The following is a 15,491-nucleotide window of genomic DNA, read 5'->3' as shown; positions in this document are numbered from 1 at the left end:
CTTATTGCTAGCAGAGATCGCTTCCCAAAAGTTGACGAGAGGAAGAGGGATTTCCTGAAGAGCATTGAGGCTAAGTGGCAGAGGCGTTGGGCTGAGCTAGGTGTTTTTGAGGCGGATCCGGATCCTCGTAGACCCAAGTTCTTTGTGACGTTCCCCTACCCCTATATCAACTCGTACCCCCACTTAGGAACTGCCTACACTGTTCTTAGAGTGGACATAATTGCCAGGTTCAAGAGGATGAAAGGTTACAACGTCCTGTTTGCCCAGGGCTGGCACGCCACAGGGGGTCCTATAGTCGCCGCTGCTCTGAGGGTAAGAGAAGGGGATCCGAAACAGATTGGCATACTCAAGTCGATGGGTATCAGCGATGAGGACGTTGAAAAGTTCAAGGATCCGGAGTATTGGGTGCGCTTCTTCTCAAAGGGTTTTAGAGAGGATTTCAGCAGGTATGGCTTGTCCATTGATTGGAGGCGCGAGTTCTTCACCACGTACCTCAACCCCCCTTATAACAAGTTCATCCAGTGGCAGTACACTCTCCTGCGGAAGAAGGGGCTTATAACAAAGGGCTCACACCCCGTTGTCTGGTGCCCCAAGGAGAAAAAGGTTGTAGGGGATCACGATAGACCAGACGAGTACGCCGGAGTGAGTCCAGAGGAGGTAGTAATAGTTAAATTCAGGGGGGAGGACGGCCTCACGTATCCCTGCCTGACTTACCGCCCAGAAACAGTATGGGGGGCTGTTAATATCTGGGTGAACCCTGATGCAGAATATGTTATAGCCGAAGTAGATGGGGAGAAGTGGGTTCTCGGAGCGTACGGTGCCGAAGAGCTTGCAGATCAGGGCCACAGCGTCCGGGTTCTTGGGCGTGTAAGAGGGGCGGAGTTTGTTGGACACTACGCTCTAAATCCCGTGACAGGGTGGAGGGTTCCCGTCCTACCGGCTACGTTTGTGGCGCACGACACAGGTACTGGCGTAGTGATGTCTGTGCCTGCCCACGCGCCCTTCGACTGGGTTGCCCTCGAAGACTTGAAGCGGGATCCCCACTTCCTCGACAGGTATAACGTAGATCCCTCCATACTCGACGCCGTACAGCCTGTAAGCTTGATAGAGCTCGGGGGATACGGTAAGTATCCCGCTGAAACTGTGGTCAGGAAATACGGGGTTAGCTACCAAGGCGATAGAGAGAGGCTGGAGGAGGCGACGCGTGAGGTCTACTCCAAGGAGTTCTACAATGGTATTCTCAAGACGGAAGTCTATGGTGAAAAGTGGGGCGGCAAGAGAGTCTACGAAGTTAAGGAGGATATAATAAAGTACCTTGTCGGCCTAGGCGCCGCCTTGAGGCATTACACTCTTCCAAGGCCTGTATACTGCAGGTGCGGGGCCCGTACCCACGTGAAAATAGTTAAGGATCAGTGGTTCCTGAGGTATAGTGACAGGGAATGGAAGGCTAAAGCCCACAAGTGCATAGACTCAATGGTCTTTCTGCCGGCTGAGCTCAAGCAGGAGTTTCACAGGCTCGTAGACTGGTATGAAGATTGGGCGTGTACACACGAAAGGGAGCTCGGGACTCCGCTGCCATGGGACGAGAAGTGGGTTCTCGAATCACTAAGCGACTCAACGATCTACATGGCATACTACACTATCTCAAAGTATCTCCAGCACCCAGAGGTATACGGGATAGACTGGGAAAAGCTCGACAACTCGTTGTTCGACTATGTCTTCTTGGGGATAGGGGATGCCAAGGAAGTGAGCAGAAAATTGGGCATCAGCACTGAGTTAGTAGAGAAGATGCGAGAGGAGTTCCTCTACTGGTACCCCGTGAACCTCAGAGTCTCGGGTAAAGACCTCGTGCCGAACCACCTCGTGTTCTTCATAATGCACCATGTAGCAATTTTCCCGCCAGAGCACTGGCCGAGGGGTATCGCAATAAACGGCTGGATTAACGTGGCTGGCGAGAAGATGTCCAAGTCCAAGGGCAACTTCATCCTACTGAGAGAGGCACTCGACTACTGGGGTGCCGATGCGACAAGGCTAACGAGTGCCTACGCGGGCAATACCGGACTAGACGACGGGAACTTCGAGCCAGAGTTCGCCTCAAGAGCCGTAGATCTCCTCTATGAGTGGTATACCTTTGCTGTTGAGAACTATGGCAAGGGCGACGTCGAGTGGAAGTTCATCGACAAGTGGTTTGAGAGTGTTTTGAACCGCACACTGAGGTACGTCGAGGAGGAATACGAAAAGCTCAACACCAAGAACGTTATAACGGAGGGCCTGTTTAACCTCCAAAACGCCTTCAAGTGGTACCTGAAGCGCAGGGGTACGCCAAACAGGGAACTGCTGAAGCGCTTCATAGAGCTCCAGACCCTCATACTTGCCCCGATCACGCCCCACATAGCCGAGGAAGTATGGGAGAAGATAGGAAAGGGGACTTTGATCGTGAAAGAGCGCTGGCCAGAACCCGAGGCGGCTAAGATTAATGACGAGGTGGAGAGAGCGGAGAGGATAGTACAGAAAGTACTCCAAGACATACAAGAATTACTGAGAGTTATAAAGAGCGAGAGTATTGGCGAGATAGCGATAGTCCTGCCTTCTAGGTGGAAGTATGACTTCCTCAACATGGTAAACCAGAGCTTCCGCGAGCACGGGAAAGTCCAGCAGGCAATACGCGAGGCTTTAAGCAAGCTTGACCGCAGATACCAGAAGGAGGCTGTTAAGCTCGTAGAAGTTATAGTCAAGAACACTGACGTGCTAGACCTATTAGTGAGTCCAGAGATTGAAGAACAAACCCTCAGAGATGCGATACGCCTCTACGAGGAGGTTACTGGGAAGAGAGTGAGGGTTCTGTCCGAGGAGGAGGCCAGGGGCGCGCCAAAGGCCCGTCAAGCACTCCCAGCGAGACCCGCAATTATCATCCAGTAATCAAGTCACTAGCGTCCTTCCTGCTACGGGATTTCTGTTACTACTTTAGAAAAAATTTATCAGACAGCACGTGAAGTAGGGTGCAGGTGGCGGATGAATTGAGCGTTGACACCTGACGAGTGATGACAAGGAGGTGAGATGACGCCAGGGGCCCGTGGCGCAGTCCGGAAGCGCGGCGGCCTTCGGAGCCGTAGACGTGGCGGCGTCGCCGCTGCTCGGCGGATGTCCCGGGTTCAAGTCCCGGCGGGCCCGTAACTGTGAGAATGATGAGCCTTTGCGAGGCCCGATGGATGAGGAGTCGAGCCCCGCTGATTTTCACACCTTGACCGCTACTACTCCGTACCCCCTTTCGACTCGAGTGACTGCGAAGCCAGCTTCCCTCAGTCTCTTTATAACCCCCCTCTGTATGTCTATCCCCCTGTGCTTGCCGGGAGCACCCGTGTAGTGGAAAAGCCTCCCCCCTTCTTTCAGAATCCTAGTGAGCTTCAAGTAGAACTCTCGGCTGTAAAGCCGTGGAGCAAATGCGAAGACAGGGGGGTCGTGTAGCACGAAATCGAACTCCTCCTCCGGCATCTCGTCTAAAACTTGAAAAGCATCGCCTAGAACTATCTCTACCTTCTCTAGTTGCCGCGAAAACGGGTTGTGCTCTGCGACGTAGAGCACGTTCGCGTCGGCCTCCACTGTCACCACTTCCGCGCCACGTCGCCATGCTTCGATCGCCGTATAGCCCAGTCCTGTACAGACGTCAAGCCCCTTCTCCCCCTCCTTTACTTTCAGGAGGCTAATCTTGCGCATGGCGTCGCGCGTGGGAGTTGTGCCGACAATATTGTGCATGTGTACCCCGTCTATCTCAAGAGTGGGGGCTACAAGCTCACCCAGGTATTTAAGCTTGTAGTAATGCTCGCCTCTGACTTCAACCAAGTACGGCTCCTCAGAAGGTGGCACAAAGAGCACCCGATCCCACTCGGCCAGGCCTCGCAAAAGCTCTAAACTTACGCGGAAAACGCCTGTTTCTGCTTCAAAAACAGCGTGATCCCCCTCAAGCTTAACAGAGACTCTCCCAAGGCCGTAGTCGATGCTAGCTTCGCTAGCTCCACAAAGGACACTCTTTGCAGTGCCCGGAGTGACAGTAATTCCAGGTCTTGGCTTGAACAAGTACTTCCTGGACATTACAAGATAAGAAAATGAAAGGAAAAAATTAATACCACTTGTTGACAGAAAAGGGTGACGCGGGGGTGCCCGAGCTAGGTCAAAGGGGGCGGACTGAGGCTCCGCTGGCGTCGGCCTGCCCGGGTTCGAATCCCGGCCCCCGCACTCGAGCGTCATCCTTCTGGGAGTACTGTCTAATTCTGGCAAAGCGCTTTTAAACAACTTATCTGTGTTACTCACGGGGTGTGCCTAGCGTTGAGCATCAGTGGTCGTCTGCCCATTCCCGTAGACCCCCAGCGGCTGGGAGTCGTGATTGGGCGTGGCGGTCTGAATAAGAGTAGAATAGAGGAAGAATTCCACGTAAGGGTGGAGGTTGACAGTGAAAAGGGGCTTGTCTTTGTAGAGCCTAAAGAGGGGGCTACAATGTACAATGTCTTCAGGGCCAAGAAGGCTATTGAGGCCTTAGCCCTGGGGTTCCCGCTTGAAGACGTGTTACTTCTCACGGACGATGTCTATGACTTTGAGGTCTTAGATCTGAGCGAGGTTGCCAGGAACCAGTCAGATCTCGTGAGGATCAAGGCGCGAATCATAGGCTCAGAGGGCAGGTTTAAGAAAACACTCGAAGAAATTGTAGGTGTGAGAGTAGTCGTCGGGGACAAGGTTGTGGGCCTAATAGGAGACTTCGAGCAGTTGAGGCTTGCTAAGGAAGCCATTTCCAGGCTAGTTAGGGGGCAGTCGCATCAAACCGTCACAAGGTTCCTTGAAAGAGAGAGCTTCGGCCTTAAAAGGCGGAGGATGGAGCTGTGGGAGAGGTGGAGCCAGGTCTAATTTATGAGAGAAAGAAGACTAGAGAGGGACTCTGAGTTAAGAAAGGTTCTCGAGGACGTATTCGACTATAGAACTGTTATGGCCGTATATAGGCTGATGAACAGGGGGATTCTTGCTAAGCTGTACGGTACTGTTTCCACGGGTAAGGAGGCCCGCGTATATTGGGGGAAGACCCCTAAAGGGGAAGACGTTGCAGTGAAAATATATCTTGTCTGGACGTCGGAGTTCAGGAAGAGTAGGCTAAAATATATTCTAGGCGACCCCCGCTTTGAGAACGCGCCGCGCGACCCAATAGGATTTGTGAATACTTGGTGCAGGAAGGAGTTCCGCAATTTAAAGCGCGCCTATTCGGTGGGCCTTCCGGTTCCTAGGCCAATAGCCTTCGAAGAGAACATTCTAGTCATGGAATTCGTTGGAGGCAACGGCTCGCCCTACCCCCTACTCAAGGATAGCCCGCCAAGCAACCCCGAAAAAGTGCTAGATGTTCTAAGGAGTTTCATACGTAGACTTTACCAGGAAGCCGGGCTGGTACACGCAGATTTATCTGAGTATAATGTAATGATTAAGGAGGGGGATGAGGTTATCGTGATAGATTTCGGCTCAGCAGTCCTGAAGTCGCATCCAAATGCGCTAGAATTCCTGCGTAACGACATTCGCAACGTGTACCGTTACTTCAGAGAGATAGGCCTTGATCCAGGAGATCCAGAGGAGTTCTTTGAGGAGGTTACAGGCTCTTCCGCCTAATGGACACGTAGCGTCCTCTAAGCCTTATGTCGTATACTCTGTCGAGGACTCGCTTTGTGAATTCTTCGCCTGCAGCTACTCGGTAGCCCTCAAGGAAGTACTTCAACAACTGTTGCGCGATTAGTGGGTGCGTGCTCTCTAAAACTCTGTAGAACAGGTGGATGTCTGTCCCCCTGTCCTCGTCGCGCTGCGAAAAGAACCCTAGCCCGAAGTCTATCAGCCACAGCTCTCCGTCGCACACTATAAAGTTACTCGTAGTCAAATCGCCGTGAATGATTCCATTGGTGTGAAGCTTCGCAACGATGAACCCGGCCTGCCTCAGCAATTCACTAACCATCGCCCCGTCGGCTCCCTCGTCTAGAACCTCCTTCAGTCTCCTACCTCTGATGAAGCTAGTTACGAGAATTCCTCTCTGAGCGTCAATATAAATCACATGTGGGACGTTAATGCCCAACATTCCTGCCTTTGCAAGTAGCCGCGCTTCGAGGTTAGTCCTGCCCATTCGAAGGTGAGCGTCAAGCAAGGGATGGCGGTAACTCTTCTCTAGCCTGTACTTCACTATGACAGCCTCGCCAGAAATATCTCCCTTCACAAGTACTGCTTCAGCGCCCACGGCAATGACTGCCGCATTTTCCAGGCCTAGCAGTTCCCGTAGATAGCGAATCACCTCCTCCATGGGATGTCTACCTCGTCCAGACGCCACATGGGCTTTATCCTGCTATCCTCCACGTTTATCGTGACCCCGCCAGAGTACGCTAGGGCTCCAGTGTAGGCAATCATGGCGCCGTTGTCCCCCGCAAGCTCTCCGAGAACTCTAGCGAAGCTAGCCCCCCTGGCTCTCGCCATAAGCTCTAGCTTACTCGCCAAAATCTCGCTCCTGGCAACTCCACCGGTTAAGACGACCTCCCGCTTCCCCGTGTGGGCGAGGGCGCGCTCTGTAACCTCCACTAACATGGAGTACGCTGTTTCGACAAGGCTGAAACATATGTCCTCCAGCGGGTACTTCCCCTCTCTATAGAGCTTAATGGTGTAGGTTAGCAACCCGCTATAGGATAAATCCTGGCCTTTTACAACGTAAGGCATCTCAATGTACCTCGAGCCTCGCCTTGCAAGCTCCTCCACCTTAGGCACGCCTGGGAACCCTAGGCCTGCCTCCCTCGCGAACGCGTCGAGACAGTTCCCGAGGGGGATGTCTAGCGTCTCTCCGAAAATCCTATACCTCCCTTCGTTGAATGCCGTGATAATAGTGTTCCCTCCGGCTACGTATACTACTACTGGATCCCTCATGCCCGTTGACAGTAACGCTACCTCGATGTGCGCGACTGCATGGTTAACGGGGACTAGTGGCTTGTTAAATTTCAGAGCAAGGTACCTTGCAAGGGTCGCACCCACTCTCAAGCAGGGGCCCATGCCTGGCCCTAGAGCTACGGCAATAGCATCCACATCGCCGATGCCTAGGCCTGCCTCCTGCAAGGCCTGCCTGAGAACGGCGGCGGCCACTCGGCTATGGTGCTCTGCAGCCTCACTGGGCTTTATACCCCCGCTCGGTGGGACGTAAGTTCTGTTAGCATTGGCCAGAATATTCCCGTGTTCCGTGGCTATACCGACACCGAAAGTGTGCGCCGTAGACTCGATACCGAGAACAACTACCATCCTTTAGCCCTATTGAACGAACTCTGTATACCCGCACTTACCGCAAGCCCAGCGCTCGACGGGTTTGAGGTGGTGGGCCATTATAGAGCCGCACCGGGGACACTTCTTGTTCTTTAGCCTTATAGTCCCGGTTTTGTAGTCGTACTCGTACAGCTTGTGAACTTCTGCCATTGGCTCCTCACCCTTGCTGCTGTTGCTCCTGTACCAGGCCGTTTCTCTTGAGTATGTACTTCGGCTCGAAGGCTCTGGCCCTGCTCTCGGAATCGTACACGTGTATGTATGCCCTCGTGACGCACGCACCGTAGCTCGTAAGTATCTTGCGCACGACAACAACATCAGAGCTGGGCAAGTTTAGGATATTCCTGACCGTCTCTACAATCTGTTGTCTTGTCGGAGTACCCCCACCCCAGTGTTCTATCTCCACAATTATCTCCCTTCTAGGCACCATTCTGTTTACTCTCTCGCTGATTATCTTTAGCGTACTCTGAGACATAGAGGCTCCTCTGACTCATACGTCGCAGTATTATTAAATTTTTCCTGAAAAATCGGGGCTACCGGAGGCAGATTAGGGGCGAGAAAACTACTATGCCTTCTCTCTAACTAGAGGCAACCGTAGAATTAATAGTTGAACTGCGAGTCCGATTAAAGTTTTTATTTCCGAGTTGTAGAGTATATTAGGAGTAGCCTATGAGTGAGTTCGAGGAGTGGTTTAAACGTGTTAGGAAGCTGATGGATGAGTTCGATAAAATGTTCGAGGAAATAGCGCGCGAACCCTTCATAGAGGGGCGTAGAGGCGCTCGCGTGGTAGGCCCTTACTACTACGGTTTTTCCGTTGAAATAGGCCCTGACGGTGTTCCTAAAGTTAGGGAGTGGGGGAACATTAGGCCTGGCCCTGTCAAACCGGTAATAAGAGACACTATAGAGCCCTTCACTGATATCTTCGATGAGGGAGACTACTACCGCATTGTTGTAGATATCCCTGGTGTTGATAAGGAGCAGATAAACATTGAAGCTACAGAGAATTCACTAACTATCTCTACGAGCGGAGAGAGAAGGTATTACAAGGAGGTGACGTTCAGAGATCCTATTAAGCCCGAGACTGCCAAAGCGCAATACAAGAATGGCGTATTAACAATTACAGTTGAGAAGAAGATCAAGAAGGAGAAGGAGAAAGGCGTCAGGATCAAGGTCGAGTAGCCTATTATAACTCTACCTCAACCTCCTCGCCTAGCCCTGGCACAAGTGCTGTCCGACCATACTCCTCAACATGTTTTGCCAGTGTTTTTTCGGCTTCAGCCTCACCGTGAACAAGCAAGAACTTCGCACTATTCTTTGAGATCTTTATCGACTCTACTAGCTCGCTCCTGCCGCAGTGGGCCGAGAAGTCGAACCACTCGATTCTAGCCTTTACCATGCCTTTCTTTGTAGGGGATGCGAAAATACCCGTTTCCAAGACTTGTCTCGCAGGAGTCTCCGGTATGGCGAAGCTAACAAATATCACCGCATTCTTCTCTTTCTCCATTATCTTCTCCATGTAATACTCACTGGGGCCTCCATGCAACATACCGGCCGGCGAGACTATGACTGAGGGCTCCTCAACTGCTTTCTTGCGGTCATCCCAGTCTCTCACCTTGGACACCATGCTCACAGCTTTCTCGAAGAGCCCAGGATCCCTGAGCATGTGGCTGTCTTCCAGTATGAGGTCATTCGCTGCTCTCGCCATCCCGTCGATGTAGACTTTGTGCGGGAAGTTGTACTTAGCCAGGACGCAGAGTATTTCCTGGGCTCTCCCCACGGCAAAGGAGGGTATGAGAACTGTCCCACCGTCTTCCACGATCTCTGTAACAGTCTCGATAAACTCTCGCTCCACCCAATCCCTAGGAGGATGGTCGAACTCTGCATACGTAGACTCAGTTATCACGAGATCTGCCCTCGAAAGGGCTGACTTGTCTCCCATCCTCAGAAGGCATGTATCGTGCAACGCATAGTCCCCAGTGTACACTACCGTGTAGCTCCCCGTGTCTATGCTAATCATCGCGCTCCCAGGTATGTGTCCAGCGTCGAGCAGGGTGACAGACACCCCTCCTAGGTCATATGTCTCGCTATACCCCCTGAGTAGAGAGTTCTCCATCATGTTCTTGACTTCCGAGTACTCGTAGGGTATGTAATATTTCGACAGTTTAAGGAAATCTCTTATCAGAAGGTCTGAGAGGCTTAGAGTGAGCGGCGTCGTCAGTAATGGCGGAGAGCTGGATACATAGAGCAATGGAAGTGCACCGCTGTGGTCGAGATGTGCATGTGAGAGAGCCACAAGGCTAAGTTCTCTCGGTTTAACTGGCAACGGGAACTGCGGCTCTTCCCCCTCTAGGCTGACACCGTAATCTAGCAGTACTTTCTTCCCGTCTTCGAGCGTTAGGAGTATCCCTGACCGCCCAACCTCTTGTGCTGCTCCTAATAGTTTAACCTTCATTACAACCCCCTGGGGACATTAATCCACAAACAAATCTTTAACCCCCATTTATGTTTGAGGTATTGTGTCGTGCCTAGATGTCTACCCTTCGCTCGAAGCGTTGGCAACCGTGACCTATAAGTCGCGCGACTTCTTTGGGCTACCCGTAAAGGCCTTCGAGTATGGGCTCACCGAGCACCCCCCTGTCGTCCTACTCGGTGACCTCTACGGGTGTATGCGCTCTTCAGAGATTATAGCTGACACAATCCTAAGGTACGCGGGGGACACACACGTACTGGCTATACCTTGCGTGTCTCCGTCACTTAGTGGTGGCCTGCGTCTGCTCTCAAAGGTACTGACCGGAGAGGAAGCCACCTCCCTCGATGAACTACTGGAGAAAATTAAGAGCTATGGCATACCGCCTAAGATTGAGGGATCTCAGCTGTTCAGAATAGGCAACACAGTTCTAGTCGTAACAGAGAGAGCTGAGGTGCTTGATGCTCTGAGCCACAGCACCCAGGAGCTGGTGGACGGCCCAGTTATAGCCATTTCCCCCGACGGCTCTATCAGGCTCCTTAGCGCACCGGAAGAATTATTCGTTAAACCACTGCAAGCACTACTAGAAAATATTTCGCCACCTCTACTTGTCCTCTACTTGTCGTGCTGGTCAGAAGAGAAATCCTGTTTCGTTGTATCCAAGTCATCCTATGAGAGGCTCCGCGAACTCCTCAGCATAGCGGCAAGCCAACTAGAGAGCGCCGCGTTCTGCACAGCTCCCGTGTTTGTCGAAGCCAATACGCTCTTGGAACAGATATTTCCTTCTGCAGCAGTCATAGAGGTAAGGGTTGGGTTAGAAAACTATCTGGAACTCACGAAATCCGTGTCCGCTATTCTCGGCACGGCATACCTGCTACGCGGCGTGTTGAGTTAAATTAAGTTTATCAATAGATGCGTTGTTCATATCCCGATAAGTCGTGATACCGTACGAGTTCGAGGTAAAGGAGATTGTTAAGAGCAAGGGAGTGCGTGTCGAGCCCTACTGTATTGTGGCTAGTAACAGCAACACGGCACTTGAAGAGTGCCTCTCCGAGATCAGCCCCCCGTATGTCGTAAAAGCCCAGGTGAGAGGCTGGGGACGGGCTAAAGCCGGCCTGGTGAAGTTCGCAGAAGACCGAGAGGAGGCTAGGAGAGGGGTAGCAGAGCTCTTTGCCAGGACATTCGGCGGAGCTCCCATAAGGTATGTGATGGTCTCGAAGCGCTTGGGGATCTTGAGGGAGCTCTATCTTTCAGTAATGGTGAACTATGCTCCTCCATATATACTACTCCTCGCATCGAGGAGTGGCGGCGTTGAAGTGGAGGAACAGGCTTCTAGAGACGGGGTCTTGAGGATTAAGATAGATCCATTCGAAGGAGTTAGGGATTACATGGTGCGTTACATTTCTAAGTTCCTCGACGTGCCCCTAGACCCCCTGCGAGGAATACTAGAGGGGTTGTATTCGGCTATTTGGGACTACAATCTCCACTTGCTGGAGCTTAACCCCTTGGCGGTTACGGAGAACGGTATTATAGCCCTGGACGCTAAGGCAATAGTAGACGATGATGCCTTGGAGCAGAACCCACGCCTGGGTGAGATAAGATCACGCTATGAGTCTGAGCTCACCGATGAGGAGGCATTAGCCAGGAAGATGGGTTTCTCAGTAGTCCTCCTGAACGGCGATACTGCTGTCATTGGAAACGGCGCAGGCTTAACAATGGCCACGCTCGACGCTCTCGTGTCCCTGGGTGGTAGCCCAGGGCTGTTCCTGGATCTCGGGGGTGGCGCCAGTGCAGAGCGCGTGAAGGCAGCCATGTCACTTGTCCTCGGCAAGCTGAGTATAAAGCGCGTACTGGTGAACATCCTAGGCGGCATTACCCGTTGCGACGAGGTTGCTAAGGGGGTTGTAGAGGCTCTTAAGGAGTCTGGAAGGAGAGACATGAAGATAGTCTTCCGGTTATCAGGATTTAGGGAGGAAGAGGGGAGGAGGATACTCGAGGATTACGGAATTAGAGCCTTTAAGAGTTTCGAAGACGCAGTAAGAGAGGTGGTGAGGTAATGGGTATAATTGTTGGTGAAAACACTAGGGTTCTCGTGCAGGGTATTACAGGGCGCCAGGGCATGCTCCACACAGGGGAAATGCTGAAGTATGGAACCCGTGTAGTAGCAGGAGTTACTCCAGGAAAGGGAGGGGGCAAGATCCACGGCATACCTGTCTATGACAGCGTACGCGAAGCCGTTGAAACACATCCCGAGATAGATACATCGATAGTATTTGTGCCTGCACCCGCAGCGCCTGACGCCGTATACGAAGCAATAGACGCAGGTATCAGGAAGATTGTCGTCATCACAGAGCATATACCTGTTCACGAGACGCTCAAGTTCGTATCCTATGCCCGTAGCCACGGTGCTCTAATTATTGGACCGAATACGCCTGGGGTCATAACGCCGCCGAAGTGCAAAGTCGGGATAATGCCAGGCGAGTACTTCAAGCCGGGACTCATTGGTCTCATGTCCAGAAGTGGGACGCTTACCTATGAAGTGTCGCTTCACTTAATGGAAAGGGGGCTTGGCGTCTCAACGGCGGTCGGCATAGGCGGTGACCCAATAACGGGGGTTACTTTTGAGGACGTTTACACACTTTTTGCCCGCGACCCGGAGACCAAAGCTGTAGTGTTAATAGGGGAGATTGGGGGAAACAAGGAGGAGCAATTCGCAGAGTTCTATTCGCAGCTTGAGGAGAAAAAACCTGTGGTAGCATTCATAGCTGGGAGGTCAGCGCCCCCCGGGAAGAAGATGGGACATGCAGGGGCCATCGTCTACGGTAGTGCTGGGAGCTACTCTAACAAAGTCAAGGCCCTTACTGAGGCGGGTGTGAGGGTTGCCTCCTCACTCTCCGAGCTTGCAGACCTTGTCAGGGAAATACTATAGTTGTCCCGACGCTCAGGCCCTCCATAGCCCTCCTTATGTTATCAGGTGGGTTACCGTTTACCACTACTGTATTGATCTTCGAGCGCTTTATTACCTGCAGGGTCATCATGTCAAAAAGTCTATATTCGCCGGCTTTCTGAGGCTGTGAAAACATGTCCAGCAACTGGTCTATGCTCACTTTCCTGAGGAGGGTGGCGTTCGGATCTCTCCTAGGGTCAGATGTATAGACGCCGTCAACATTGGTAGCAATGATGAGCTGGGACTTTGTGGCTTCTGCTGTTAGAGCTGAAACCGTGGTAGTAGACTGTCCAGGCTGGAAGCCACCAGTAAAGATTACAGGAAGGTTTGAATGATAGAGCCTCACAAGCTCCTCGAGCGATGATGGAATAACCGGCGGCAGGTCATAATACATCGTGAACAACAGGGAGGCATTTAGCCTGGAGGCTAGTATTCCTAGCTGATCCAGTGCAGACTCGTTTCTACATACATCACGCGCTACTGATATATAGCTCCTTGCTGCTGCGCCCCCTCCCACCACCACCACTATTTTCCTATCTCTAGATTCGACATCCCTGAGAAGCCTGACGAAAGCCCTAAGGTACTCTGCCTTGAGTGCTCCGTTCTCGTCGAAGATGAGGCTCCCTCCAAGTTTGATGACAAAACTACCCATACTCCCTCAGACTCCTCTGTCGCCGGCGCTAAATAAAGATTTATTAACTCACAGGCTCCCCGAAGGTTACAGGACTAGCGCGTGATTTGAAATGCGCGAAGACGTGGAGCGCTACAAGCTGGAGAAGTTGATTGAAGAGTTGAAGAAAAAAGAGGGGCGCGGAACAGAACTTGTATCACTGTACATACCAGCTGGCCGTCCAATAGCCGATGTACTGAACACGCTGAACTATGAGTATGCCACTGCCTCAAACATAAAGGATCGCACTACCAGGCACCACGTCCTCGACGCACTGGCTACAATAATCAATCGTTTAAAGCTTTTCCGCGAAACCCCACCAAATGGGCTGGTAGTGTTTGCGGGCTATACAGCTAGCGACGTGCCAGGACGTGAGAAAATGGAAGTATATTTGATCGAGCCGCCGCAGAAACTCAAGGTCTGGCTGTACCGCTGCGACTCCAGGTTCTACACCGAGATACTTGAGGACATGATAAAAGTAAAGGACGTGTACGCCCTAATACTCATCGAGAGGGATGAGGCAGCAATAGCCCTTCTTAGGGGGAAGAGCCTCGAAATAGTCGATGAACTCACAGCCGGTGTCCCAGGTAAGCACCGAGCCGGTGGCCAATCGGCGAGGCGTTTTGAGAGGATTATCGAGCAACTCGTACATGAATTCTATAAACGTGTTGGTGAGCACGCTAACAAGATACTGCTACCTATAAAGGATGAGTTAAGGGGGATAATAATAGGTGGTCCCGGTCTGTCAAAGCAGGAGTTTGCAGAGGGTGATTATCTACACTACGAGCTTAAACAGAAAATCATAGGGGTTTTCGACGTAGGCTACGGTGGCGCTGCTGGAGTCTACGAGCTTGTGGAAAGAGCCAAGGATCTGCTCAAAGACGTTCGGTTCATGAGAGAACGCGAGGCTGTTAACCAGTTCCTGTACCATTTAGCGCGGGATACGGGACTTGTGACCTACGGTGAAGAAGAAGTTCGGGAAGCTCTGAAAGCCAATGCCGTTGAGAAGCTCCTCATATCCGAGGGGCTGAACAAGATACGTATCCATGCTGTCTGCAAGGCCTGTAAGTATGAATTTGAGGCAACAGTCCGCGACAATACTCCACTCAGTGCCCTGAAGTGTCCTAAGTGCGGGGGAGATGTAGAAATAATCGAGCAAAAAGATATTGTAGAGGAGCTTGCAGAGCTTGCAGAGCAAGGCGGAGCCGAGACCATCATTATTTCAACACAATCCAATGAGGGCAAGGAATTTGCAAGGACATTTGGAGGAATAGGGGCTATTCTCAGGTACCGCCTGCAGAAATGAGGATTGAAGTTGGAGGGGATTATCCTCTAATAAAACACAAACGCGAGCTTGAGCTATTGCTAAACACAATACCTGCTCACCCGAGACCAAAGGTGGAGTTAGAGCAGTATATCACCCCTTCGACTCTCGCCTCCACTCTCCTATGGATAGCGGAGTTCCACTTCAGCGACCTATCAGATAAAAAAGTTCTAGACCTTGGAGCCGGCACAGGGCGACTTGGCCTTGGCGCAGTCCTCCTTGGGGCCAACATTGCAACCCTTGTAGACATAGATCAGGACTCTCTACTTGTGGCTAGAGACTGGGCCCGAGAGAAGGGGCTGTACTCACGTGTAGACCTTGTTGTGGCAGATGTGAGTCACCTGCCCTTCCGGGGAACACTTCTCTTCGATACAGTGATCCAGAACCCACCATTCGGTGTTCACAGGAGGGGGGCTGACGTGTCATTTGTTCGGGGGGCGCTGAAATTCTCGAACAAAGTCTACTCAGTTCATAAGGAGTCGGCCTCCCAGTACGTACTAACGTTCCTTGAAAGAGAGGGGTTTAGAGTAGAAGTTATATACAGAGACAGGGTGTGCCTTCCACCCATGTTCTACTGGCACAGAAAACGCATGCATTGTTTCACCGTTGTGGTGGTGAGAGCAGAAAAAGCTCCAGAAACCCGTGACAATTAAGACTCGAAAACTCCCGGATTCAAGGCCCGCGAGGTGCGTGAACGCTCGAAGGTGCCAGAGTCTCCACAGTAAAGGGCAAGTACGCTCCAGAGCGGAGAGTTAGAGAGCTGCCTAGGGGC

16 protein-coding genes and 2 tRNA genes are annotated in these 15,491 nt (G+C 51.9%); 11 read left to right on the top strand and 7 right to left on the bottom strand.

What is annotated here, in order from left to right:
• Nucleotides 1-3: 3 nt before the first annotated feature.
• Entirely contained in the window at nucleotides 4-2,919 is a 2,916-nt protein-coding gene (leuS, locus tag IG193_RS05200; RefSeq protein WP_192819743.1) for a leucine--tRNA ligase, read from the top strand.
• 148 nt (nucleotides 2,920-3,067) lie between these two features.
• Nucleotides 3,068-3,171, top strand: a tRNA-Arg gene (locus tag IG193_RS05195).
• Nucleotides 3,172-3,234: 63 nt separating this feature from the next.
• On the opposite strand, the gene IG193_RS05190 is transcribed toward IG193_RS05195, so the two are convergent.
• Nucleotides 3,235-4,089, bottom strand: a complete 855-nt coding sequence (locus tag IG193_RS05190; RefSeq protein WP_192818151.1) for an RsmD family RNA methyltransferase — start codon at nucleotides 4,087-4,089, stop codon at nucleotides 3,235-3,237.
• A gap of 59 nt (nucleotides 4,090-4,148) precedes the next feature.
• Between IG193_RS05190 and IG193_RS05185 the strand changes: the two genes are divergently transcribed.
• The 3 genes from IG193_RS05185 to IG193_RS05175 all read left to right on the top strand — a co-directional run bounded on the left by IG193_RS05185 (nucleotide 4,149) and on the right by IG193_RS05175 (nucleotide 5,640).
• Nucleotides 4,149-4,233, top strand: a tRNA-Leu gene (locus tag IG193_RS05185).
• A 78-nt stretch (nucleotides 4,234-4,311) separates the two neighbouring features.
• Complete coding sequence (locus IG193_RS05180; protein ID WP_192818150.1) at nucleotides 4,312-4,896, top strand: KH domain-containing protein; 585 nt, start codon at nucleotides 4,312-4,314, stop codon at nucleotides 4,894-4,896.
• A 3-nt stretch (nucleotides 4,897-4,899) separates the two neighbouring features.
• The gene (locus tag IG193_RS05175; RefSeq protein WP_192818149.1) at nucleotides 4,900-5,640 is read left to right on the top strand and encodes a serine protein kinase RIO; all 741 of its coding nucleotides are present in this window, start codon (nucleotides 4,900-4,902) and stop codon (nucleotides 5,638-5,640) included.
• Here the strand turns inward: IG193_RS05175 and IG193_RS05170 are convergent.
• From IG193_RS05170 to IG193_RS05155, 4 genes are read right to left on the bottom strand one after another with little or no spacing between them, the layout of a single operon-like run.
• On the bottom strand, nucleotides 5,621-6,316 hold the full coding sequence (locus IG193_RS05170; protein ID WP_192818148.1) for a Kae1-associated kinase Bud32: 696 nt from the start codon (nucleotides 6,314-6,316) through the stop codon (nucleotides 5,621-5,623). The two genes, IG193_RS05175 and IG193_RS05170, sit on opposite strands and share 20 nt — an antisense overlap.
• Complete coding sequence (gene kae1 / locus IG193_RS05165; protein WP_192818147.1) at nucleotides 6,304-7,293, bottom strand: KEOPS complex N(6)-L-threonylcarbamoyladenine synthase Kae1; 990 nt, start codon at nucleotides 7,291-7,293, stop codon at nucleotides 6,304-6,306. Before kae1 ends, IG193_RS05170 begins: the two co-directional genes overlap by 13 nt.
• Before the next feature lie 9 nt (nucleotides 7,294-7,302).
• On the bottom strand, nucleotides 7,303-7,464 hold the full coding sequence (locus IG193_RS05160; RefSeq protein WP_192818146.1) for a 30S ribosomal protein S27ae: 162 nt from the start codon (nucleotides 7,462-7,464) through the stop codon (nucleotides 7,303-7,305).
• A 7-nt stretch (nucleotides 7,465-7,471) separates the two neighbouring features.
• The gene (locus IG193_RS05155; protein ID WP_192818145.1) at nucleotides 7,472-7,786 is read right to left on the bottom strand and encodes a 30S ribosomal protein S24e; all 315 of its coding nucleotides are present in this window, start codon (nucleotides 7,784-7,786) and stop codon (nucleotides 7,472-7,474) included.
• Nucleotides 7,787-7,980: 194 nt separating this feature from the next.
• Between IG193_RS05155 and hsp20 the strand changes: the two genes are divergently transcribed.
• Nucleotides 7,981-8,490 carry an archaeal heat shock protein Hsp20 gene (hsp20, locus tag IG193_RS05150; RefSeq protein WP_192818144.1) on the top strand — a complete coding sequence of 170 codons (510 nt, stop codon included), beginning with the start codon at nucleotides 7,981-7,983 and terminating at the stop codon, nucleotides 8,488-8,490.
• Between the two features lie 4 nt (nucleotides 8,491-8,494).
• Here the strand turns inward: hsp20 and IG193_RS05145 are convergent, their stop codons facing one another.
• Nucleotides 8,495-9,763: an MBL fold metallo-hydrolase gene (locus tag IG193_RS05145; protein WP_192818143.1), complete on the bottom strand. Its 1,269-nt coding sequence runs from the start codon at nucleotides 9,761-9,763 to the stop codon at nucleotides 8,495-8,497.
• Nucleotides 9,764-9,827: 64 nt separating this feature from the next.
• Here IG193_RS05145 and IG193_RS05140 point away from each other — a divergent pair, with 64 nt between their 5' ends.
• From IG193_RS05140 to sucD, 3 genes are read left to right on the top strand one after another with little or no spacing between them, the layout of a single operon-like run.
• A complete protein-coding gene (locus IG193_RS05140; protein WP_192818142.1) occupies nucleotides 9,828-10,673 on the top strand; it encodes a hypothetical protein in 846 nt (281 codons plus the stop codon).
• Nucleotides 10,674-10,716: 43 nt separating this feature from the next.
• A complete protein-coding gene (locus IG193_RS05135; RefSeq protein ID WP_192818141.1) occupies nucleotides 10,717-11,835 on the top strand; it encodes a succinate--CoA ligase subunit beta in 1,119 nt (372 codons plus the stop codon).
• Nucleotides 11,835-12,707 (top strand): succinate--CoA ligase subunit alpha, encoded by an 873-nt coding sequence (sucD, locus tag IG193_RS05130; protein ID WP_192818140.1) that lies wholly within the window; start codon nucleotides 11,835-11,837, stop codon nucleotides 12,705-12,707. Before IG193_RS05135 ends, sucD begins: the two co-directional genes overlap by 1 nt.
• On the opposite strand, the gene pyrH is transcribed toward sucD, so the two are convergent.
• Nucleotides 12,691-13,377, bottom strand: a complete 687-nt coding sequence (gene pyrH / locus IG193_RS05125; RefSeq protein ID WP_192818139.1) for a UMP kinase — start codon at nucleotides 13,375-13,377, stop codon at nucleotides 12,691-12,693. The two genes, sucD and pyrH, sit on opposite strands and share 17 nt — an antisense overlap.
• A 91-nt stretch (nucleotides 13,378-13,468) precedes the next feature.
• Here pyrH and prf1 point away from each other — a divergent pair, with 91 nt between their 5' ends.
• Both prf1 and IG193_RS05115 read left to right on the top strand, forming a co-directional pair.
• The gene (gene prf1 / locus IG193_RS05120; protein ID WP_192818138.1) at nucleotides 13,469-14,701 is read left to right on the top strand and encodes a peptide chain release factor aRF-1; all 1,233 of its coding nucleotides are present in this window, start codon (nucleotides 13,469-13,471) and stop codon (nucleotides 14,699-14,701) included.
• Nucleotides 14,698-15,372 carry an METTL5 family protein gene (locus IG193_RS05115; protein ID WP_192818137.1) on the top strand — a complete coding sequence of 225 codons (675 nt, stop codon included), beginning with the start codon at nucleotides 14,698-14,700 and terminating at the stop codon, nucleotides 15,370-15,372. Before prf1 ends, IG193_RS05115 begins: the two co-directional genes overlap by 4 nt.
• The last annotated feature ends 119 nt before the right edge of the window (nucleotides 15,373-15,491 follow it).

Source organism: Infirmifilum lucidum (assembly GCF_014876775.1).
Taxonomy (GTDB): domain Archaea; phylum Thermoproteota; class Thermoprotei; order Thermofilales; family Thermofilaceae; genus Thermofilum; species Thermofilum lucidum.
Note: the sequence above shows the minus strand (reverse complement) of the source record. Positions and strands in the feature narration are given on the sequence as shown.